Raw genomic sequence first — 22,123 nt, 5'->3', positions numbered from 1 at the left:
GCCGCTTCCACCGCGGCATTCAAGGCAAGGATATTGGTCTGGAACGCGATGCCGTCGATGACGCTGATGATGTCGGTGATCCTGGTGGAGGAGTTGTTGATCTCGTCCATCGTGACAACCACTTTGGCGATGACGTCGCCGCCCTTGGCCGCGACGTTCGATGCGGTTTCCGCCATGGCATTGGCCTGGCGCGCATTGTCCGCATTCTGCTTGACCGTTGATGTCAGTTCTTCCATGGAGGCTGCGGTTTCCTGCAGCGAGCTGGCCTGTTCCTCGGTGCGGGCCGACAGGTCCAGGCTGCCCGACGCCACTTCGGACGAGGCGGTGGCAATCGTTTCGGTCCCGGTTCGCACCATGGCGACGGTATTGACCAGGCTTTCATTCATCAGCTTGAGCGCGTGCAAGAGCTGCCCCATCTCGTCGGTCGAGCGAATATCGATATGACTGGTCAGATCTCCCGAGGCGACCGTATTTGCCACCTTGAGCGCCTTCGCAAGCGGACGCGTAATCGAGACAGTGATGATGTAGGCAAGCGCCGCCGCAAAAGCCAGGATCAGGGCGCCCAGGCCGATCATCAGATTGCGTGTGTTGGCATAGGTCTGTGCGGCCGATGCGGCAAATTCCTGCGCAAATTGTTTTTGCAACTGGAGCTGCTCGCCGATCAGCTTCTTGTAAGCGGCAAGGGCAGGGCGCAGCTCATTGCTCAAATAGGCTTTCGCATCCTCCGGAGAACCGCTGTTGATTCGCCGGATCAGTTCGTCCTGGCCTTTCAGGTATTTGTCGTTGGCCTCGTTCATCCGCTGCGCCAGATCCTTCGCCTTCGCAAAGCGAAGCGAGCGCTGCAGCAATTCAAGTTGTTCCTTGGCGGCGCGCCGCGATTCCTCGATGTCGGCCATCTGCTTTTGCCGGTCCGCCTTGTCTTCATTGAGCATCATGTTGCGAAGCGCAATGGCGATGTTATCGATTTCCGTCTGCAACTCGCTCGCGGCCTCGATTTTCGGCATGCGGTCATTGACGATCAGCTCGGTGCCATCATGGACATGGCTCAACATCGATACGCTGAAAACGAGAACCAGAACCAGAAATGTGCCCATGACGCCGAAACTCAGCGCCAGGCGCGTTCCTATCTTCATGTTTGCGATCTTCACTGCGGTCTCCCTGGAGAAGTGTTTTCCGCCGGGCGCGGGCAAGCTGTTCACCAGAGGCAGTCTATGCGCGCGACGATTACCGGCAAATCCAACGACGACAAGATCTCATGTATTGTTGCCTTGGAGTAAGCTCCCTTAACTTAACATGGATCAAGAAAATTGATAGTTGGTTGTTGTCTTTGTGCAACGATTGGTTGGTGGGCCGGTTTTATTTATCTTGCCGACCTTGCCGATATGCGCTTTCCGAGAGGCGCGCGAACTGCGCAAATCCGTGAAGAACCAAAAAAAGCCCGTGACCGTTGCCAGTCACGGGCTAAATCCTTCCCTTGTTGAGGATGGAGGAGACAAGCCACACCCTCAGCAAATCCCGGGCCAGGTTCCTACGGGTAGGCTGACGCGCCCACAAATTTCCAACTTGGCCAGAAAACAGCCGTCTTCAACACGCAGCGACACCGCAAGCCCGCATTTGATCCGCCTTTCGCAGGTTTGAGGTGTGTCGAGAGGCATTCCGGGTTTCCCGGGAATTGCGAATCCCGTTCCGGAAAATGGGAAAGCAAAGTACGCTTCGACGTTCATCAAATCGGGCACGCCATGGCATGCAGTTCGTGCCATGCCTGGCACAAATGCATTTCTGTTAAGTATTTGTGAGGAATTTGTGCGGACCCGCTTGCCATAATTCGTCCCGCTTTCACCACGCCGTCCCATGGCAGGGCCGCTGGTGCGGCAGCATCCTCCATTCATTCAAACTCAAACACCATTCCAGACAAGGGAGAAGACATGCCAGAAATGCGACAGAAGCTGCTCGGATCGATCATTTGCACGCCGCCGACAGCGGCAATCGGCGAAAGCGTATGCGTTGAAGTGCGCGCGCCTGACGGGCACGCCTACGACAACACGGAGACCGTGCCGATTTCCATCAACGGCGTGCCCGGCTCCAGGCAATACCTCGTCTGGAACCGCGCCGGCATGAAGAACATCCGGGTGGTCGCCGGAACGCGTGGCCACATTGAAAAAATGAATGCGTCGGTGCAGATCACCGTGCCGGTCGACGGCAAGCAGCCACCGCTGCTGCAGGTGCGCACGTCGCCCGACCAGCCAACCCGTCTGCGTCTGTCCCTGTTGCATACCGCGCCGCCGAAAACGACCGGACGGCCAGTGGGCAAGCGGCCCCTCTCTCAGGTCCCGGGCGCGCCCGTGGTGAAGCCTCTCGCCGCGCCTGCCATCAAGCCGGTCATCCGGGCACAGACCATCGTCTCCGCAACAGCGCAGGTGGCGACGGCAGCACCCAAACCCGCGCGCATCCCGGTTTCCTTCGGCGGCGGCTTGACGCGGCCGGTATATTCCTGGAGCCTCGGCACCAACATCTTGCTCGGCACCACCAACCCGAGCGTTGAACACGATTTCGGCCCGCAGCTCGACCCCAATCGCCCGTACTCCGTGTTTCACGTCAAGGCCACGGTGCAATCGCCGGGCGAAGCGCCGCGCATCATTCAGCGCAGCGTTACCGTCACCAATCCGTATTACCTGACAAAGCAGCGCGGCGTGCTGCAGCCGGCGGTCGTGGATTCCGACTTGAGCGCCTTCTTCGTTGACGGTGCCTATCGCGCCAGCTTCACCGTATTCAATCCGGAACCGGTGGACATGACGCTGACAGGCTGGCAGCTGGAACTGAATTACGACGATGCACCGCGCGAGTTCGAAATGAAATTGCCAATTGCCGCCAGCGTCGTCCTGAAAGCGAAGACGCAGACGCGCATCAACGTGGTGATTCCGAACAACCAGTTGCCGAAGCAGGCGATCGCGTTTACGGTGCATTACAAAGGGAAGGGGCCGAACAATCTGCCGGTTCGTGTCGCTGCGCATTTCGACGTGCCGCAGCATATGCACAAAAGATTCCTGGTCGACCTTGCCGCGCAATCGGCGCTGGATAACCTGGTCGTCAAGGGCCTGGTCGCCAATCCGAAATCGATCAGCTTCACGGAAGTGGCACAACTGGCGCGACACGACATGCTGGAGGCATCGCCGCCGACCGCGGGCGCGCGCCTGAATCTCGACGCGAGTTCCGTGCTGCAGGCACTCAAGCCGGCGCTCGCCAGGCCGCTCGACGCGCACATGCCGGCCCCTTTTCCGGTGGAGGGCGAGGAGTGCGATCCGTGGAACCTGCCGGACCATATTCCCGAGGGCATGTATTGCGTGCCGACGCAGGAAAAGCGCTGGGTGCAGATGCCGGCCCGTTTCATGAATGCGAAAAAGGGCGACCTCATCCTCAGCCCCGGCAACGGCAGCCTGATTTCGAGCGTGCTGATGACGGTGACACCGCCGCAGCGCTTTTCGCATTCGGGCATCATGACGCGCAATCGTGACGAGATCACGCATTCGACCGCATCGGAAGACCGCTTGTCGAGCTTCGTCGGGGCCGACGGCGCGCGGCCAGATGTCTTGAAGTACCTGTGGCCGGGCGTCATCACGCAAACCATCGAGCATGCCGTCAACGGCGAGGATTTTGTCGATCCGGAAACCGGCAAGACCTACAACCTGAGCGGGTTCGGCACGATCGAATCGAAGATGGACCTGGGCGGCGTCGCTTCCGAGCTGGTGCCGATGATGGTGGTCAAGCCCGATCCGCTGAATGAAACGCCGGAGCTCCGGCAGAAGCTGCACGGCATCGCCGACTTCGCCGCGCAGCAGGCTGGCAAAAGCCATTACCGCTTCTTCTGCTATACCGATCCGAAAGTCGGCTTGACCGACAAGGCGCCGGCCGAGGCCAAGTGGGCAGCCAACACCTTCCCGACCGTGTGCTCCTCGCTGATCTGGATGTCGATCCGCCAGTCGGGCGCGCAGATGGAAGGCACGCTGGAGCAATCCGACCTGGCGCGCGGCGCGCAGATCGTGCCGTCCACGCCCGACGGCTTGTACCTCTACCAGGCGGACGAACGCCTTGCCGCCGGCGAGGTGTTGTTCGACCGGGTGAAGGAAATCGTGCTGGAATCGACATCTTCGTTTGCCGATTTCCTGACCGATGTGTCGGACGATTTTGCCAATCAGATCCTGAACACCTTTGCCTCCGACTGGGCTGACACCGACTCGAAGGATTCCGACAAGTGGCGCCAGACCGGCGATGCGAATGCAGTCAGCCCGGAGAACCTGACCTTCTACGATACACCGCTGTATGGCTACATGGAGCCGGTGATCTATCGTCCGGCGCGCTGGGAGCAGGTGACGATCTACCGCTGGAAGAAGGTGGTGCAGACCGGCACCATCAAGGGAGTGGTGCGCTTCCAGGGCAAGCCGATGGCCGGCGTCAATGTGCAGATCTCCGAGAACCAGTTCACCCACACGGCGGCGGACGGCAGCTTCACGCTGACCGGCGTCCCTGTCGGCAAGGTGCTGATCGACGCGCAGAAGGTCGATGGCAGCGGCAACAATCTGACCGCCGAAGTCAGCATCAATGTTGCGGCGAACCAGACATCAAGCGTGACGATCGATCTGCAGCTGCCGTCACACCTGTTCCGACGCATCACGATCGACGGCTGGATGAGCACCACCGACTACGAATTTGCCGCTGCGGCCTATCCGCACAGTGTCGGCGATTTCTACGGTGTGGCGCAACTCGGTCCCGATTCGTCGACGCATGTCGTCAAGCATTTCGACCGCACGGCGGACGATGCAATGGGCCGCCTGATCCTCACCTTCGACCTGCTCGACAAGGACGTGGTGCAGGTCAAGGCGACCATCCGCTGCTATGACTCGTCGACCGACGACACCGACGACTACGACGAATGGAAGCTCGATCCCTTTGTCCTCAAGCCGGGGCAAAGCGGCACCTGGTGGCTGTGGGTGGAAGGCGACAACTACGCCGAGGCGCACTTCACGCTGAGCAACAAGGTCGATCAGAGCTGACGGTCGCCTGATAAGCATCCACCGTCATTGCCGCCGGGACGCGTTCCGGCGGTTTGCATTTGTTGCAGGCTACCTTCGAAAAACTTGCCTTTTCGTCAATTTATGCGATGATTCGCGTCGTTGCATTTCATGCAATTCGTGCCGTCGCCGGACGGGCGAAAACCAAGACGGTGCCCTGACGCCGCGGCATGAGGAGATAAATACCATGGCGTCACTCGCGAAAATTTCGCGTCCGGTTGCGCGGCTGATTGGCCGCCAGACGGCGATACAGGCCATTTGCCCGTTGCCGGTCCCGCTAACCTGGGTGGTGGCGCCCGCTGGTTCCGGCAAGACCAGTTTTGGTCTGGAATTCTGTCAGGTTTGTACCGGTCCGACTGCCTGGCTGAGGCTCGACGAGGCGGATGTCGATCCGGCCAGCTTCCTCATGTATTTCCAGCAAGCGATCGTGACGGGTTCGGTCGCGCCGGGCTGGCAGCCGCCCGCGCTGCTGCGTGAACACCTCCCGGCCTTGCAGGGTTATCTGCGTCTTTTCATTCGATCGCTCGCTGGCGCGATCGCTCCCGAAGCTTGTATCGTGATGGATGATGCGCATCGTTGCCAGCAAGCGCCATTCTTCAAGCATTTACTGGAAATCCTGGTCGAGGAGCTGCCGTCCGGCGTGCGGCTGCTGGTGCTCAGCCGTGCGCCGGCGCCGGCCAATTGCGCACGTCTGCTGGCGCACGGCATGATGCAGGAAGTGCCGGTCAGCGCGCTTGCCTTCACTCCCGAGGAGACCGAAGTGCTGCTGCATGTGCTGCGGGTCGAACGCGCGACCGAATTGCGCGACGCGGTATTCCGCATCACCCGGGGATGGCCTGCGGGAATTGCGCTCATTGCCGCCTGGCTCAAACGCCGACCGCAAGCCGCGCTGAAAACCGAAGACATCATGTCGGAAGCGGTGGCGGGTTATCTGGCGGAGGAAATGTTTTCCGCGCTCACCGACGCCGAGCGTGAAACGCTGCTGGCGATCTGCTGGCTGCCATACTTTAACGGCGCGTGGGCGGTGAGCCTGTCCGGCATGCCGGGCGCAGCCGACGTCGCGGCACGGCTGGCCGCGCACGGCGCGCTCATCTATGAATATCCGGGGCGGCAGTACATGCTGCACCCGCTGTTCCGGCGCTTTCTGCGCAATCGGGCAGAGGCGCATCACGATGCAGCACAACGCTTGCAGCGCGTCGAGCGCAGCGTCGCATTGCTGGAAGCGGCGGGCAACCTCGATGCGGCGATCAAGCTGGCGCTGGAACATGGACTGCCGCAATGCGCTGCACCCTTGATCGAGCTGCGCGCGGAGGAATTGTTCGCGACCGCGCGCCATCAGACGCTGGCGCGCTGGATCGATGCCTTGCCGGCGCAGCATTGCGGTCCATGGCACTACTACTGGCTGGGACTGGCTGTATTCATGACCGACACGGCGCGCGCCCGCGAAGCGCTGCTGAAAGCGCTCGAGGCGTTTGCGGCGCAGAGCAATCACAAATATCGCTTCCTGGCCCTGAGCGCCATCATCAGCTCGTATTTCTTCAATGGCGCGGCGCGGGAGCCGCTGCGTGATTTCCTGAACCGCCACGTCGATCCGCATCGCGACTACGAGCTGTTGCCGGACCCGACGCTCAAGGCGCATTTGACGCACAGTGTCTGGAGCGGTTTGTTCACCGTCGAGCCCGGCCATGCCGACATGCCCTTGTGGGAGCAGCGCGCATTCGACGCCTTGCGGCAGCCGGCTGATGCGACGCTGAAGGTGCGTCTGTCGACGATGCTCACGCAGCACTACTTTCTGTCCGGACGTTACCAACAGGTCCGGTCCGTGCACGCACTGATCGGCGCGCTTCCGGAATCGGCATCCTGGTCGTCCTATGCGCGCTACCTCGCTTACCTGATCCGGCTGTACGACGCCCTGGTCTCGCTCGACCATGCGCGCCTCATCGACAGCTACGCGGGATCCTGTCGCTCCTCCGAAGAAAGCGGCATCCGCATCATGGACAGCCACTACGCGCTGATCCATGCCACGGGGCTGATGTTTCGCGGTGAACACGTCAAGGTCCGGGCCATTCTCGACAAGGTAGTTGCCTCGACGCCGCCTGGTCATCACAATCTTGCCGGGCATGTGCACCTTACCTGGTCATGGGCATCAAGCTGGATGGGCGATGCGCGTGCGTCGCTGGAGCACGCGCGCCTGGCACGCGAGGCCGGCCGGCGCTTCGGCTGCGTGCCCTATGAGTTGTGCTCCAGCGTGGCCGAGTGCGTTGCCCATGCGGTGCTGGATCGAGAGGCGTGCCGGGCACAGCTTGTCGCGCTGCGCCGCCTGGGCGAGCAGACCAATTATCCAGTCGCAGCAATCCACGCCGATCTGCTTGATGCCTGGCTGCTGCTGTCGGACGGCGCGTTGTGCCGCCAGGACAGCGATCAGGTCAGCGACGCCTCGCGTTTCGTGCAGCGCGCGTTCGATCAGTTGAAAGGGCAGGGCGGCGGCTATCTGTCGTTCGCCGTCCCGCGCATCCTGCAGCCCTTATGCGTCCACGCGTTGCGTCACGATATCGAAACCGATACGGCCTGCGCATTGATTCGTGCCTTTCGCCTTACGCCGCCTGAAGACGCGCCGCAATCCTGGCCGTGGCCGGTCAGGATCCATTGCTTCGGCGGCTTTCGACTGGAACTCGATGGCGAGCCAATCCGCTCGCAAGGCAAGTCGAAGCATCGGCAACTTGACGTGGTCCGCATGCTTGCCGCACATGCACCGGCGCCGTTGCCCTTCGATCGCGCCGCCGAAGCCTTGTGGCCGGATTCCGACGGTGACAGTGCGCGGCATGCGCTGGAAACCACCTTGTCGCGACTGCGCGGCACGCTGGGTGCCGATACCATCCGCCTGGAGCACGGCATGTTGAGTTTCAATCGCGATATCTGCTGGACCGACACCTCCGCGCTGGAGCGGCAATTGTCCTTGCTGGAGCAGGCGATCGAACGCGCTGATGCCACAACGGACGATGTCGCCGACGCCGCGAATCGCCTGCTGGACTTGTATCGCGGCGAGATGCTGGCGGGGGAGAGCGCGACCTGGATGCTGGCGCAGCGCGAGCTGTGGCGCAGCCGTATCGCGCGCGTGCTCGGCGCCGCCGGTCGCCTGCTGGCGAACAATGACGATATGAACGCAGCCACGACCTTGCTGGAGCATGCGATTGAAGCCGATCCGTATTGCAAGTCCTTGACCGAGACGCTGATGCGGATCAACCTGGACACGGGGCGCTACGCCGAGGGGCTGGCGGTCTACCGGCGCTATCGACGCATTGCCTTGAGCGTGCTGGGGACGCCGGTCTCGAGCGAGATCGAAGCGCTGGCGCAGCAGTTGCAGGCTGCCAGCTCCTGATTTGCGGGCTACTTGCAGCCTTGCTCGATGCGCGTGCGCTCTCCGAGGTCCTGATTTTCCAGCAGTGTTTCGAATTCTTCCAGCGGAATCGGCGGCGAATACAAATAGCCCTGGATGTAATCGCAATCAAAGGCGATCAGGGCGTCACGCTGCGCCTCGGTTTCGACGCCTTCCGCGATGGCCTTGATGCCCAGTTTGTGCGCCATGACAATGATGGCCTCGGTCAGCGCCTTGTCGCTTTCGTCTTCGGTAAGGTTGCTGATAAAGGATTTGTCGATCTTGAGATAATCGATATTGAACAACTTGAGATAGGAAAGCGCTGAAAACCCCGTCCCGAAATCGTCGATCGACACTTCTACGCCCCTATCCTGGAATTCATTCAAGCGAGCCTTGACCTTGTCCGAATCATTGATGAGCAGACCCTCGGTGATCTCGACCGTGATGCAGCTGGCGGGGAGGCCGGATTGGACGAGTCTGTCCAGCCACGCGTGATGATCCGCTTTTTCGAATTGCACCGGGGACTTGTTCACGCTTAGCTGAATGATGATGCCGAATTTCTTGTGCCATCGTTCGATAATCGAGATCGCTTCCTTGAAAACCCATTCTCCGATCTCCATGATCAGGCCCGATTCCTCGGCCAGGGGTATGAAGATGGCCGGGCCGATCATGCCTTTCAGAGGATGTTTCCAGCGCAGCAAGGCTTCCGCCTTGGTGATCCGTCCGGTCCTGGTGTCGACGATAGGCTGGCAATAGACATGCAGTTCATTGCGGGCCAGCGCCTGCCGCAATTCATTGGTCAGCAAGAGTTTGCCCCGCGCCTCCTTCTGCAACGAATGCGTGAAATAGCTGAAGCGGTTGCGTCCTTCCTTTTTGGCCAGGTACATGGCTTGCTCGGCGTTTTTCATCAGGGTTTCGATGTCGTCGCCATCGTCCGGATACAAGGTGATACCAACGCTGCCGGACACGTAGCCGATGTCGCCGTCACCGAGATCGAACGGGGTCGACAAGACCTGGATAAGATTCTGCGCGACTCTCTCAAGCTGCGGCCGCTTATCCAATTCACTCATGATGATCGTGAATTCGTCGCCACCCAGGCGCGCTACGGTGTCGGTCTCGCGTACGCACTTTGTGATGCGTCGGGTTGCCTCGACCAGCAGCGCATCGCCCTTGGCATGCCCCAGGGTGTCGTTGATTCCCTTGAAACGGTCCAGATCGATGAACATCAAGGCCAGCGATTTGCCGGTTCTGAGCGCCTTCTTGATTTCCTGTTCGAGCCGGTCAAGAAATAGGCCCCGGTTCGGCAAGCCGGTCAGCGCATCGAAGTTGTTCTGCTTCCAGATCAATTCATCCTTCAGCTTCTGATCGGTGATGTCCTGAATGGCACCGCGCAGCTTGATTACCTTTCCGTCGACAACAATCGGACGGCAAATCGTGCGGATCCATTTGTGCTTGCCGGCAGCGCTGACCAGTTCCAGTTCGAGGTCACAGGGCGTGCCATGGGCAATCGCCGCATTGACCGCCGCTTCGATTATCGAACGATTCTCGCCATGAAAGAAACCGAGTGCACAGGACAAATCGGTTTCCGCTCTGGGGACAGCGTCAACAATGAGCGCAACTTCGTCGGTCCAGGTCGCTTGCCCGGTTGCGGGATCGATCTCCCAGGCGCCGATGCGGGCCATCGCGCTCATTTGCCTGAGCAGTTCGTCCTGCTCGCGGAGTTTCTCTTCGTCCCGCTTGCGCTCGGTAATGTCGCGCCCCACACCAAGCACGCCGAGCACCTCGCCATTCGGCTTCAACACCGGTGTCTTGAGGATTTCGATCAGCCGTGTCTCGCCGTTGTCAGGGTAGGTCACCCATGATTCATGAGCCCTGGGTTGTTCGGCTTTCAGCGCAAGGAGGTCGTTGGTGCGAAAAAATTCCGCCGATTGATGATTGAAGAATTCGAAGTCTGTCTTGCCGATGATTTCCTCGCATGGCTTGCCAAACAGTCTGGCCACTTTCGGATTGCAGGTCAGGTAGGCTCCGTTGACGTCTTTCAGCCAAACGAGGTCGGGACTATTCTCCACCAGCGTGTGCAAGTGGGCTCGCTCCCGTTCGAGTTCCCTGGTGCGTTTTTCGACGGCCTTCTGCAAGGACTTGAGCCAGATGACCAGGACGACGACGGCGACGGACAGGACTGCCAGGATCTTGCGGAAGATGCCGGCATATTCCGAGTATTGCGAGAACGGTGCCGCCTGGCCCAGCCACTTCTTTTTCAGCGCTTTTTTCTCTTCTGCGCTGATGCGCGTCATGCCTTGCTCGACAAGTTTGTAGATCTCGGCATTCCCTTTCCTGACCGCCCAGCGAAACTCCTCCTTGTAAATATCGAATGCCTTGATGAATTGTTTCTGCTTCCCGAAGCGGTACAGGTAGTAGTTGGCGGGATATTCGTCGAGGCAGAATATCTTGATCTCCTGAGCGGAGGCGGCGGAGATCAGCGTGCTGTAATTGGCAAACAATCGAAGGCTGGAAATGCCGGCGGTCTGCAATTTTTCCACACAGGCGTCGCCACGCTGGACACCGACTTCGAAGCCCTTCAGGTCCGCGATATTGTGTATGCCGGCGATGGAAGAGTCGACATAGATTGCCACCGGCAAGCTTGCATAGGGTTCCGAAAAATCGTACAGGGGCTCCCGCTTCGGTGTGCGGAAAATCATGTCGATGACATCGGCTTTCCCCTCCAGCAATTGGCGCTGGGCGTCCGCCCAGTTGGTCGCCGTCAATTCCACCTTGATGCCGGTTTTTTGTTCCCACAATTTCCAGATGTCAGCGACGTAGCCTTCCACGTCGCCATTGGAGTTTCGATACAGATAGGGCGGATAATTGTCATCGGTGACGACCCGCAGCGCGGCAGCTTGCGTCAGTATCGGCAAGACAAGAAATGCAACTGCGAGGAGGCGTGTCAAGAACGTGGTCATCTTTCATGCGATCGGTCGCCAGTTGGTGAGACAATGAAATGCGCCAAATGTTATTTTTGCGCGGTTGTTATGGCATGCGGATCGGTGCGACATGCGAATTCTTCACCTGATTTTTCCTGCCGCGAATTGTCGAACTGCTGCCGCATCGAATCCGGCGAGGGGGCATGACTGAGGATATGGCAAGCGACCTTCCGGTGATTTTGTTTGGTGCGTTCGACCGCCATAACTTCGGCGACCTGTTGTTTCCGCATATCGCTGCGAAATTGCTGGACGGGAAGCGCCTGATATTTGCCGGTCTGGCCGAGCGCGACATGCGCTGTCATGGCGGACATCTTGTACAGTCACTCGCGCAACTTGCTGCAGCTTATCGCGAACGGCCGGCCGACATCGTCCATGCCGGCGGCGAGCTTCTGACCTGCAACGCGTGGCAGGCGGCCGCGATGCTGCTGCCGCCGGATCAGGCGCACGCCGTCATCCAGCGTCTAGATCGTCATCCTCGCGAAGCACTCGAATGGGCGCGTGCGCAGTTGGGGATCGCCGCACTGGCGCCGTACACCGTGTCACGCGGAATGTTTCCCCATGCTGCCAATGTCATCTATAACGCTGTCGGTGGCGTGGGTCTGCAGGAGTGCGATCCGGCGATGCAGGCCGAGGTGCTGGTCAATCTCGGGGCGGCCGATGAAGTTACCGTGCGCGACAAGCGCACGCAAGACGGCTTGCATGAGGCCGGCATCGCTGCAAGGCTCATTCCCGATCCGGCGGTGATGGTGGCCGAATTGTTCGGCGAAACAATCCGGGAGCATGTGCGAACGGGGGAAGTTGCCCGCGTGCGGTCCGCCTTCCCGAAGGGCTATCTTGCCGTGCAGTTCAGCACCGAGTTTGGCGACGACGAAACGCTCGCGACGATCGCTGCGCAGCTCGATCGTTTTGCGCAGGCAAGCGGGAAGGGCATTGTGTTTTTCCGTGCCGGCGCCGCACCCTGGCATGACGATGTGTCCTGCTATCAGCGCGTGGCGGAACGCATGCGCACTTCGGCGGTCCATCTGTTTGGCTCGCTGTCGCTATGGGATATCTGCGCGCTGATCGCCGCCGGTTCCGCCTATGTCGGCAGCAGTCTGCACGGCAGAATTGTCGCCATGGCTTGCGCCCTGCCGCGCATCACTCTGCGGCATGCCGCGCAAGCACCGGGCGCCTCCAAGCAGGAGGCGTTCATTTCCACCTGGGACGTGCCCGGCATGCCGTCCGCCGTCGGCGTGGAGGACATCGCGCACGCAACGGGGTCGGCACTGGCCGCGGACCGGAAACCGCTTCGGGATGCGGCCCTACAGCTGGCGGCATGCTATCGCGAGGGATTCGGTGCCATCCATGCCCGGCTGAATGACGTCAATCGCCCGACGGCCAATCGCTGAACGGAAACGGCAAGTCTTCCGAGGAAAAGGTCAGAAAGCGCGCAATCTGTCGGAGGTAAGTGGACAGGTTGTGACCGAATGCGAGCAGGCGCGCATTCGGCGCACCATTCAGGGCCGCAAACAGGAACTGGATGACAGCGACGCAGAACAGCACCGTGCCGGACAACTGATAGACAAAGGCCAGTAGCAGCATGAAGAGTCCGCGCACGAGAATGTTGCGGTCCTCGGTCGTGATGATGTGATGCTGAGCCATGATGATCCTTTCTATGCGGCCATGCGGCCGAGCTTCTGCAGCCGGTTGAGCCAATTGGCGGCAGCTTCCGGGTGCAGGTCGCCGGTCATGCCGATCAGGGTTTCGCGGATCGGCGCAATGCCGACAAAGCCGAGAATATTGCGTTCAAGCGACTTGACGCTGTGTGCACGGAAATACCAGCGATACACCGCGGCCGGCATGCCCATGGTCACCACTACCCGAGCGGAGCGGCCGGTCAATCCCTTATGGGCCAGCGGATTCTTGCCTTCGCCCGAGAAGGCAAAACCGGGGCGGGCAACTTGTTCCAGAAAAGCCTTGAGCAGTGCCGGCATGTCGCCCAGCCACAGCGGGAAAAACAGCACCATGTGCTCGCACCATTTGATCGCCGCCTGCGCCTCGGTCAGGCCGGCTGGCAACTTGCCGTGCTCCCATTCCTCCTGGCTGCGCAATAGAGGAAAGTCGAGCGTCGCGACATGAATGCGCTGAAGCTCGTGGCCGGCCCAGCGGGCACCGTCGGCGTAGGCTTCTTCAAGCGCATGGCAGAAATGATGCTTGCCGGCATCCGGGTGGCCCTGCAGCAGGAGAATGCGTTTGCCCATGATCGCTCCCGTAAGAATGTACTGAAAGGCTGGCACACGGGGCCGGCGAGTTCCTTGATCCACCGCAAGTTGCCCGGCCTGACGAAATCGGCTCGCTTGCACTATTTTTGAACGAAGAATAAAATTGAACGACGTTCAATAATATGAGTGAACCTGCGATGGACATGACCCTCGGCCGACGTGAACGAAAGCGCCAGCAAACCGCCGATCTGCTGACAGAAAAGGCAGTCGAATTGTTCGAAGCACATGGCTACGAAGCCGTCACCATGGAGCAGATTGCCGCAGCCGCGGATGTGGCCAAGGGCACGCTGTACAACCATTTTCCGGTCAAGGAAGCGCTGCTTCGCCATTATTTCCATCAGCAGATTGCCGCCGGGGCGCCGAAAATCGGAGCCAGGTTGAACCGCACGCCGGATGTCATCGAGCGCATAAGGCTGGTGTTGCGGCATGCCGCAACATGGGCGGAACGACACCGTCAGTACTGGCCTCACTATCTGCATTACCGCCTCAGCCAGTCGAGCCGCTCTCCGGAGGAACGCAGCGGCCTGGAAGCCGTTTTCACCATGCTGATCGGTGACGCACAGCGGGCCGGTCGCCTGCGCGACGACCGCGATACCGCGACGCTGGTCCATTATTTTCAATATCTGTATCTGGCGGCGATTACACGCTGGGTGGCGATGCCGGACACCACACTGGAGGATGAACTCATGACCATGCTCGATCTATTTCTGACCGGTGCCGGGAAGGATGCAGCATGAACGCGCCTTTCGAGCTCCCCGTCATGCTGGACTGGAAAGCCGCCGCCGCGAACCGGCAGGAGGCCGGTGGAAAAGGCTGGCAACTCGGCTTGCTGGCGCGGTATGGATTGCCGGTGCCCGATGGTTTTGTCATCCCGGCAGCGATCTGCCGCGCGGTGATGGAGGCTGCGGGTATCGCCGAGCGGCTTGCGCTTGTCGCCGACGCGCCGCTTGCAGATGGCATTCTTGCGCAATGCCGTGCCGAGATTGAGGCATGCCCCTTTCCGGAAGAACTGAGAGTGCTCTTGCAGCAGGAACTGGAGAGGCGCGGCTGGAGCGACGTGCCCCTCGCGGTACGCTCATCCGCCACCACCGAGGATTCCGAGAAGGCGTCGTTCGCCGGCATCCATCTTTCGCGCCTGAACGTTTGCGGATTGGATGCATTGATCGCCGCAGTGCGCGAGGTCTGGGCTTCGCTGTGGACACCACAGGCCGATGCCTATCGGCGGCGCTTCGACATTCCGGCGAACGAGGCCGCGATGGCCGTCGTGATCATGCCGCTGTTGCCCGCCAAAGCCGCCGGTATAGCCTTCAGCTGCGATCCGCGCAGCGGGCGCGACGACCAGTTCATCCTGCATGCGCACTGGGGCTTGGGCGAATCGCTGGTGGCCGGTGAAGCGGACGGCGATGAATACCGCCTGCAGGAAGATCCGCTCGACACGCAACTCAAATTGGTCGAGAGACGCATCGGCGGCAAGGCGCGCCGCACGATGTTGAAGAAAGAGGGCGGAACGCACACCGTGGATACCGCTTTCGCGGATCGGTCGCAATCGGTCCTGAGCGATGCGCAGGCGGTGGAACTGGGCGAACTGGTGCGCGACGCCGGCTTTGCACTCGATTTCGGACGGCCTTTCTACGACGTCGAGTGGGTCTGGGATGGCGCACGCTTCTGGATCGTGCAGGCGCGCCCGGTCACCGCCATGGCGCGCAACACCTATGCCGCGATCGCCGATCAGCCGACGATCTGGTCGAACGGCAATACGCGCGACGTGATGCCGCTGCCGCAGTCGGCACTCGACTGGAGCACCACTCGGCGGCTGGTCAATGCGATTCTCGATCAGGGCTATCGTCGTGCCGGTTATCCCTTGCTGCCCGGAGCGCAGCGCGCCGCCTTGTACAACGGCCGGCTCTACCTGAACCTGTCGCTGATCATGTGGGAGGCATGGGACGGCTTCGGCGTGGCACCCAAGCTCGTCAACCAGATGGCGGGCGGTCATCAGCCGGAAATTCGTGTGCCGCCCGAGCGCCTGCGGGACAAGCTGCGCCGCATCCCGCTTTTCGTCAGGTACCTGCGTAACACGATCGCCATTCACCGCAATGCGCAGCATTTCGCCGATGCCGCGCGAGCGCATGCACGCAGCTGGAAGCAGACACCGCTGCCAGAGGATGCGGGTGTGTGCCGCGATCTGCTTTTCTCCCGCGCCCGGATAATGGGCGCCCAGAGTGAGCTGGCACTGCTGCAAGCTCCCGGTGGCACGATATCGATGCTGACGCAAAAGCTCGACAAGCATGTTCCCGGCCAGTCGCATGCACTGGCGGCTGCCTTGCTGGCCGGCGGTGCGCCCAGTGTTACCGCGCAACAGGGCTACGAGCTGATGTCGATTGCGGAATTTGCTTCTTCCGATCCGGCAACGCGCGCCTGGTTGACCGATCCGATGCGGGGCGACGATGCGTGGTGTCAATGGCCTCAGGAACATCCGTTTCGGCGCCGCTTCGCGGAATTCCTCGACAAATACGGCCATCGAGCGGTCTACGAGAGCTACTGGCGGCAGCCGCGCTGGCACGAGGCGCCAGGCTATTTGCTCGACAACATCGCCAGCCTCATGGAGATGGATATCGCGGCAGTGCGTGCGCGCCAGCAGCAGGCACAAGCCGATGCCTGGCGTACGGTTCGGGCGACGTTGCCGTGGTATGCGCGGCTCGGTTTGAAGTCGCTGGTGGCGGCAGCCGCGCGCGAAGGCAGTCAACGTGAATTGGCGCGCAGTTCGCTGATGGCGCTGTCGGACGGATTGCGCCCGCTGTTCCTGCAAATCGGACGCAAGCTGGTCGAGGCGGGGGCGCTTTCGCAGGCCGAGCATGTGTGCGAATTGACCCTTAGTGAAACCGGCCGTGCGCTTTCCGGGCAGATTCCACCTGCCGGCATTGCCGCGCGTGTTGCCGACCGCCTTGCCCTCCGCGCACATTGGGAAACGCATCATGCGCCGGACGTGATCTACGAGGGCGGCATCGCCGCTCCCGTTGAGACACCGAAGCCGCATGCGGGCGATGGATGGATCGGTGTGGCCGTCGGCGCCGGCGTTGCACGCGGAGTTGCGCGCGTCATTCTCCATCCTGCCGAGGGAACGCGTCTTAGGCCAGGTGAAATCCTGGTGGCGCCCTCGACCGACCCGGCATGGACGCCGCTCTTCCTCAAGGCCGGCGGACTGGTGATGGAAACTGGCGGCTACCTCTCGCACGGCGCAATCGTGGCGCGCGAATTCGCGCTGCCGGCGGTGGTCAACCTGCCGGGGATTCTGGGCAAGGTGCGGGATGGCGACATGCTGGAAGTCGACGGCGGTACCGGCCGCGTGCGCTTGCTGCATGCGCAAACCGGGAAGGATTGAGGCGGAACCATCTGGACGGCGAGGATCAAATCGGGCATATCGGAATACAATGCCGACACTTCCAACCTTGGTCCTTCCATGATTATCGCGACACATTCAGGCAAGTTTCACGCCGACGACGTATGGGCGGTTGCCGTCCTCGAACTGATTTTTCCCGGTTGCACGCTTATTCGCACGCGCGACCCCGAGTTGATCCGGCAAGCGGATTTTGCCGTCGATGTCGGCGGCATTTGGGATCCGCAAACTGGGCGCTTCGACCATCACCAGAAAGGATTTGCCGGCGCGCGTCAGTCGGGCGTGGTGTATGCCAGCGCCGGCCTGGTGTGGAGAACGCATGGTCCGCGTTGCGTGGCCCTGATCGCGGAAATCCATGCCGGCCATGCGATTACCGAGGAGCAAGCGCGCGACATGGCCTACGCCATTGACGCCGACCTGGTGCAATACCTCGACATGTCGGACACCGGCGCGGCGAAAAATGCGCCCGGCGGCTATGGCTTGTCGGCAGTGATTTCCGGATTCAATCCCACCTGGCTCGACGAGCAGCACGCCGGCAGCGTGGAAGCGGCCGAAGAATTGCGCCAGACACAGTTTCGGCGCGGCATGGAATTCATGACAGACATCCTGATCAACGCGGTCAAGTACCGGGTCGGCGCCTTGCATGCAGCGGATCAGGTGCGCAATGCGGAGCTGCTTGAAAACGGCAGGCTGCTCTTCCTGCAGAACAGCGCCATGCCCTGGGCCACCATCGTGCGCAATGAAATGCCGAACGTCTTGTTCGTGCTCAGCTACAGCATCGCGGAACAGCGCTACATGCTGCACACTGTGCCGGCAGCGCAGGACAGTTTCGAAGCACGCAAGGATCTGCCTGCAGTGTGGGCGGGCTTGCAGGATGCGGAACTCGCTGCCGCGACCGGGGTGCCCGATGCCGTCTTCTGCCACAACGGCCGCTTCATTGCGGCGGCCAGGTCCTTTGAGGGCGCATTGCAGATGGCGCGGCTGGCGCTTCTCGATTAACTCTCCACCTTCCACCACGCAGGCAGCAGGCGCCGCACATTCGGCCGGCCAAAGCGATCGTCGATCAGGTAGACCACGCCGCGATCCTGCTGGGTGCGGATGACGCGCCCGGCCGCCTGCACCACTTTCTGGATACCGGGGAACAGATAGGTATAGTCATAGCCGGCGCCGAATGCCGCGCCCATGCGCTCCTTGATCTGTTCGTTGACGGGATTCAGTTGCGGCAGGCCCAGCGTCGCGATGAACGCGCCCACCAGTCGTTCGCCGGGCAGGTCGATGCCCTCGGCGAAAGGACCGCCCAGCACGGCGAAGCCGATACCCTGGCTGACCGGCGTAAAGCGGGCGAGAAATTGCTCGCGCTCGGTTTCTTCCATGCGTCGCGATTGCTCCCACGCCGTGATCTGCGGATAACGCACCTTGAACAGTTCAAGCACCTTTTGCAGGTAATCGAAGCTACTGAAGAAGGCCAGGTAATTGCCCGGCTTGGCTTCGTATTGCCGCGCCATCAAGTCGGCGATGGGCGACAGCGATTCTTCACGGTGCTGATAGCGCGTGGAGACCTTGCCGATCACGCGAACCGACAATTGCTCCGCGCGAAACGGCGATTCGACGTCGACGCACACGGTATTTTCCGGCAGGCCCAGCGTATCGCAATAGAAATGCCAGGGGCTCAAGGTGGCGGAAAACAGTGTGACCGAACGTGCGGCTTCAAAGCGCGGGCCGAGAAAAGGGGCCGGGATAATGTTCCGGATGCAGAGCATCGAATCGGCACGCCGCGAGTCTGCCTTCAGCGTGATATCGAACAGCGAGTGCATATCGAAGGTCTCGGCCAGGCGCGAGAACTGCAAGGCGTCGAAATAGAATCGCTGCAGCTTGCTGTCCACATGCGTCGGATTCTCGGCCATGAAGTCGGTGATGTCGGCGATGACTTGCTGCATGGCCGTCGTGAATTTCAATGGAATCTCCGGATAAACCCGGTACGCTTCCTCCTGATCCCGGTGCAATGCATTCCATGCGCGATTCAAACGGTCCAGGCTTTTCTTGAGCGCAGCGGGAGCGGACTGCCGAAGAAAATGAATCTCGGTCTGATCCAGCTCTGCGGTGTACATCTTGCGCGAGCGATCGATCAGATTGTGCGCTTCGTCCACCAGCACGCCGACGCGCCACTGATTGGCTGTCGTCAGGCCGTACAGCATCGCGCTGGTGTCGAAATAATAGTTGTAGTCGCCCACCACCACGTCGCTCCAGCGCGCCAGTTCCTGGCTCAGGTAGTAGGGGCAGACCTGGTGTTCGAGCGCGACCGTGCGCAGCGCTTCCTTGCCCATCGCGCCATGGACAAGCGCGGCGGAACGCGCCTGCGGAAGGCGATCGTAGAAGCCTTTCGCCAGCGGGCAGGATTCGCCATGACAGGCCTTGTCCGGATATTCGCAGGCCTTGTCGCGCGCAATCAGTTCCAGCACGCGCAGCGGCAGCGCCGGTTCGCTTTTCCTGATCAGGCTCAGCGCATCGAGCGCCAGGCCTCGGCCCGAGGTTTTTGCGGCGAGATAAAAGACCTTGTCCAGCTCCTGTCCGGGGCAGGCCTTCAGAAGCGGGAACAAGGTGCCGATGGTCTTGCCGATGCCGGTTGGCGCTTCGGCCATCAGGCAACAGCCGGTCGCCGTCGCGCGGTACACGGCTTCGGCCAGTTGACGTTGGCCGGGACGAAATGACGCGTGCGGGAAACGCAGCGCCGTCAATGCCTGATTGCTGGCGTTGCGATGCGCCAGCTCCTGCTCGGCCCATGCCAGAAACCGGCCGCATTGTTCTTCGAAATACTGCTTCAGGGCGGTGGCCGAATGCGTTTCCTCGATGACCGTTTCCTTCTGGCTCGCGATGTCGAAATACACCAGTGCCAAGCGCATTTCCTCCAGGCCGAGCTTGTCGCACATCAGCCAGCCGTACATCTTCACCTGCGCCCAGTGCAGATGGCGATGATTGGCCGGCATGCGTTCGAGATCGCCCCGGAAGGTCTTGATCTCTTCAAGCCGATTCCGCGTCGGATCATAACCATCGGCGCGGCCGCGCACGGTCAGATGCCGGTAGTCGCCGCTGAGGCTGACTTCAGTCTGGTATCCGGCGGCGCGGCGCGCGGTGACGACCGCATGGCCGGCGATGCCTTCCTGCGCCGACGGCGAGGGCGTGAAACGCAGGTCGAGATCGCCTTGCTTGGCAGTGAACTCGGTCAGCTCGCGAACGGCAACGGTGTATTTCATGCTTCCTCATCCGCCCATCGGACGTAGCAGACGGCGACCGGCATGTCATGCTCCGTACAGTAGTCCAGCCAGCGAATCTGGTTGTCCTGCAGGCGATCGCCCGGACCTTTCACCTCGATCATGCGATAGCGGTTTTCGCGCGGCCAGAACTGGATCAGGTCGGGAAAGCCGGCGCGGTTGGCTTTGATGTCGAGCAGCATGCGCTGGAAGGATTTCTTCAAGTGCATCGCGGGAATGCAAGCCAGCGCCAAGTCCTTCAACTCCGCGTCCAGTATGTCCCAGAACACGAAGGGCGACAGGATGCCTGCCTTTTCCGCGAAGTGCCGGTTGATCGTCTGAACGTATTCTCCGGTATCCAGCTGCGCGAGGCAGGCCGCAAATTCCTTCTCGCGGCGACGATGGAAATCCGAACTATGCAAATCGGCCGGCCCCGCATGGAAGGGATGGAAGAAAGCGCCCGGCACGGCAGCGAACACGGCCTCCCAGCAGAGCAGGCCGAAGAGCGAATTGATCAGCGTGTTTTCCACGTAATGCACCGGCGCGTCATGATGCGTGAGATGCGCGGCGGCCAGCATTTCGACCGAATATTCAGCTTCGGGAGGCGGCAGGACCAGTTCGACGCGCGTCACGGATCGGGCCGGTGCCGCAGGGGTTTTCGGCAGCCCGAGCTTGCGGTGCAGACGCGGCAGGATGCGCAGGAGTTGCTGCCTTTCCGCTTCGTCTTCCGGCATCTGTTCGGCCGTTCTGGCGAGGGAAAAAGCGGCGTCGAATTGCTCGCAACGCTCCAGCACGCGGATCGCGCGCAGGCGGGCGCCGGGATAAGGGCAGGCGGAATAGATATCGAGCGCCTGCGCCAGTTCGCCGCTGCGTTCGTAATGCTGCGCAATCTGAAACAGCAATTTTCCGCGCCGTCGCTCCAGCCAGTCGTTATCCGCAATCGCGCCGGGAATCTGCCCGAGAATATCTTCCGGCGCTTCGCCTTGTTCGAAGCGTTCGCGGCACGCGGACAGGTGCATGTAGGTATCGACATCCTCCCGCGCGCGGAATCCGCGTGACGATGCCGAGATCTCGACCTTCTCGTAGCGATAGATGCCCAGGTCCGCGAGCACGAATTCGGTCCAGCCCTGATGCAGGTTGCCGAAGAACATGAGGCGCAGCCGGTCGCACAGCGGGCCGATCAGCAAGCGATAGGCGCAATCATCGATGCCGGCATGCCAGGTGTGGAAATGGCGGCTCTCGGCATATTTCTCGCGCAGCGCTTCGAGCTGCTCCGCCTTGCGTGCCTGCAAGCCGGGCAGGGCGGCGCCGAAGGCAGTGGCGATCTCGACCTTGTTCAGCAAATGGAAAACTTCGTCGAGCGTGAGCAAGGGACGATCGTCGATCCAGCCAAGCTCGGCAAGAGGTATCGCGGCGGTGCGGGTGCAGCCGATTTCCTCGTAGCGCAATTTGCTGGCGCGGAACAGGTTCCCCTTTCGCATGACCATCCTGACAAGCAGCGCGCGCGAGGCCTGTGGCAAGCCGGAGAAAATGTCGACAAAGCTGCGCTCCTCATCGGTCAGCAAGTCGCTGTAACGCTCGCTGATCCACCTGATCACCTGGTGAAAATTTTGCAGATAGTAAAAAGGATCGTCGAGTGTCTTGATCATTGTGGCAAATCGCTACAGGCGGATATCTGGAGATCGTTCGACAAGCTCGTTTTCGCGTGCAGAAAGAGGGAAGGGGCGCTGCATTTCCCAGGGATGGCTGGCAATGCCGTAACGCATTATGGCGAAGCGCTGACGGCTTCGCAACTTG

General features: G+C 61.0%; 12 protein-coding genes. 6 read left to right on the top strand and 6 right to left on the bottom strand.

Features of this window, described 5'->3' with window-relative positions; translation table 11 throughout:
* A partial coding sequence (locus tag VJ651_RS11850; RefSeq protein WP_324107647.1) for an MCP four helix bundle domain-containing protein occupies positions 1-1,148 on the bottom strand: 1,148 nt, incomplete at its 3' end.
* A gap of 777 nt (positions 1,149-1,925) precedes the next feature.
* Here VJ651_RS11850 and VJ651_RS11845 point away from each other — a divergent pair.
* Both VJ651_RS11845 and VJ651_RS11840 read left to right on the top strand, forming a co-directional pair.
* Positions 1,926-5,048, top strand: coding sequence for a carboxypeptidase regulatory-like domain-containing protein (locus VJ651_RS11845; protein WP_324107646.1), 3,123 nt, complete (start codon positions 1,926-1,928; stop codon positions 5,046-5,048).
* A 205-nt stretch (positions 5,049-5,253) separates the two neighbouring features.
* Entirely contained in the window at positions 5,254-8,445 is a 3,192-nt protein-coding gene (locus tag VJ651_RS11840; protein WP_324107645.1) for a BTAD domain-containing putative transcriptional regulator, read from the top strand.
* A gap of 8 nt (positions 8,446-8,453) precedes the next feature.
* On the opposite strand, the gene VJ651_RS11835 is transcribed toward VJ651_RS11840, so the two are convergent.
* Positions 8,454-11,390 (bottom strand): EAL domain-containing protein, encoded by a 2,937-nt coding sequence (locus VJ651_RS11835; RefSeq protein WP_324107644.1) that lies wholly within the window; start codon positions 11,388-11,390, stop codon positions 8,454-8,456.
* Between the two features lie 176 nt (positions 11,391-11,566).
* Between VJ651_RS11835 and VJ651_RS11830 the strand changes: the two genes are divergently transcribed.
* The gene (locus VJ651_RS11830; protein ID WP_324107643.1) at positions 11,567-12,811 is read left to right on the top strand and encodes a polysaccharide pyruvyl transferase family protein; all 1,245 of its coding nucleotides are present in this window, start codon (positions 11,567-11,569) and stop codon (positions 12,809-12,811) included.
* Here VJ651_RS11830 and VJ651_RS11825 read toward each other — a convergent pair.
* Together VJ651_RS11825 and VJ651_RS11820 are read right to left on the bottom strand one after the other, a co-directional pair.
* Positions 12,786-13,064 (bottom strand): DUF4389 domain-containing protein, encoded by a 279-nt coding sequence (locus VJ651_RS11825; protein WP_324107642.1) that lies wholly within the window; start codon positions 13,062-13,064, stop codon positions 12,786-12,788. The two genes, VJ651_RS11830 and VJ651_RS11825, sit on opposite strands and share 26 nt — an antisense overlap.
* An 11-nt stretch (positions 13,065-13,075) precedes the next feature.
* Complete coding sequence (locus VJ651_RS11820; protein WP_414691338.1) at positions 13,076-13,663, bottom strand: NAD(P)H-dependent oxidoreductase; 588 nt, start codon at positions 13,661-13,663, stop codon at positions 13,076-13,078.
* A 164-nt stretch (positions 13,664-13,827) separates the two neighbouring features.
* On the opposite strand from VJ651_RS11820, the gene VJ651_RS11815 reads away from it, so the two are divergent.
* From VJ651_RS11815 to VJ651_RS11805, 3 genes are all read left to right on the top strand, one after another.
* Entirely contained in the window at positions 13,828-14,421 is a 594-nt protein-coding gene (locus VJ651_RS11815) for a helix-turn-helix domain-containing protein (protein ID WP_324107641.1), read from the top strand.
* A complete protein-coding gene (locus tag VJ651_RS11810; protein ID WP_324107640.1) occupies positions 14,418-17,063 on the top strand; it encodes a PEP/pyruvate-binding domain-containing protein in 2,646 nt (881 codons plus the stop codon). Before VJ651_RS11815 ends, VJ651_RS11810 begins: the two co-directional genes overlap by 4 nt.
* A gap of 78 nt (positions 17,064-17,141) precedes the next feature.
* On the top strand, positions 17,142-18,077 hold the full coding sequence (locus VJ651_RS11805; protein WP_324107639.1) for an MYG1 family protein: 936 nt from the start codon (positions 17,142-17,144) through the stop codon (positions 18,075-18,077).
* Here VJ651_RS11805 and VJ651_RS11800 read toward each other — a convergent pair.
* On the bottom strand, positions 18,074-20,329 hold the full coding sequence (locus tag VJ651_RS11800; RefSeq protein WP_324107638.1) for an ATP-dependent DNA helicase: 2,256 nt from the start codon (positions 20,327-20,329) through the stop codon (positions 18,074-18,076). The genes VJ651_RS11805 and VJ651_RS11800 overlap by 4 nt on opposite strands.
* Positions 20,326-21,975 carry a VRR-NUC domain-containing protein gene (locus VJ651_RS11795; RefSeq protein WP_324107637.1) on the bottom strand — a complete coding sequence of 550 codons (1,650 nt, stop codon included), beginning with the start codon at positions 21,973-21,975 and terminating at the stop codon, positions 20,326-20,328. The genes VJ651_RS11800 and VJ651_RS11795 overlap by 4 nt, the downstream gene beginning before the upstream one ends.
* Positions 21,976-22,123 lie beyond the last annotated feature (148 nt).

The sequence above is a fragment of the Noviherbaspirillum sp. genome, assembly GCF_035254865.1.
Taxonomy (GTDB): domain Bacteria; phylum Pseudomonadota; class Gammaproteobacteria; order Burkholderiales; family Burkholderiaceae_D; genus Noviherbaspirillum.
Note: the sequence above shows the minus strand (reverse complement) of the source record. Positions and strands in the feature narration are given on the sequence as shown.

What these genes read in the sequence shown, in the direction of transcription:
- VJ651_RS11845 (WP_324107646.1), top strand. Translation starts at nt 1,926, where the DNA reads ATGCCAGAAATGCGACAGAAGCTGCTCGGATCGATCATTTGCACGCCG.
- VJ651_RS11840 (WP_324107645.1), top strand. Translation starts at nt 5,254, where the DNA reads ATGGCGTCACTCGCGAAAATTTCGCGTCCGGTTGCGCGGCTGATTGGC.
- VJ651_RS11830 (WP_324107643.1), top strand. Translation starts at nt 11,567, where the DNA reads ATGACTGAGGATATGGCAAGCGACCTTCCGGTGATTTTGTTTGGTGCG.
- VJ651_RS11825 (WP_324107642.1), bottom strand. Translation starts at nt 13,064, where the DNA reads ATGGCTCAGCATCACATCATCACGACCGAGGACCGCAACATTCTCGTG.
- VJ651_RS11820 (WP_414691338.1), bottom strand. Translation starts at nt 13,663, where the DNA reads ATGGGCAAACGCATTCTCCTGCTGCAGGGCCACCCGGATGCCGGCAAG.
- VJ651_RS11815 (WP_324107641.1), top strand. Translation starts at nt 13,828, where the DNA reads ATGACCCTCGGCCGACGTGAACGAAAGCGCCAGCAAACCGCCGATCTG.
- VJ651_RS11810 (WP_324107640.1), top strand. Translation starts at nt 14,418, where the DNA reads ATGAACGCGCCTTTCGAGCTCCCCGTCATGCTGGACTGGAAAGCCGCC.
- VJ651_RS11805 (WP_324107639.1), top strand. Translation starts at nt 17,142, where the DNA reads ATGATTATCGCGACACATTCAGGCAAGTTTCACGCCGACGACGTATGG.
- VJ651_RS11800 (WP_324107638.1), bottom strand. Translation starts at nt 20,329, where the DNA reads ATGAAATACACCGTTGCCGTTCGCGAGCTGACCGAGTTCACTGCCAAG.
- VJ651_RS11795 (WP_324107637.1), bottom strand. Translation starts at nt 21,975, where the DNA reads ATGATCAAGACACTCGACGATCCTTTTTACTATCTGCAAAATTTTCAC.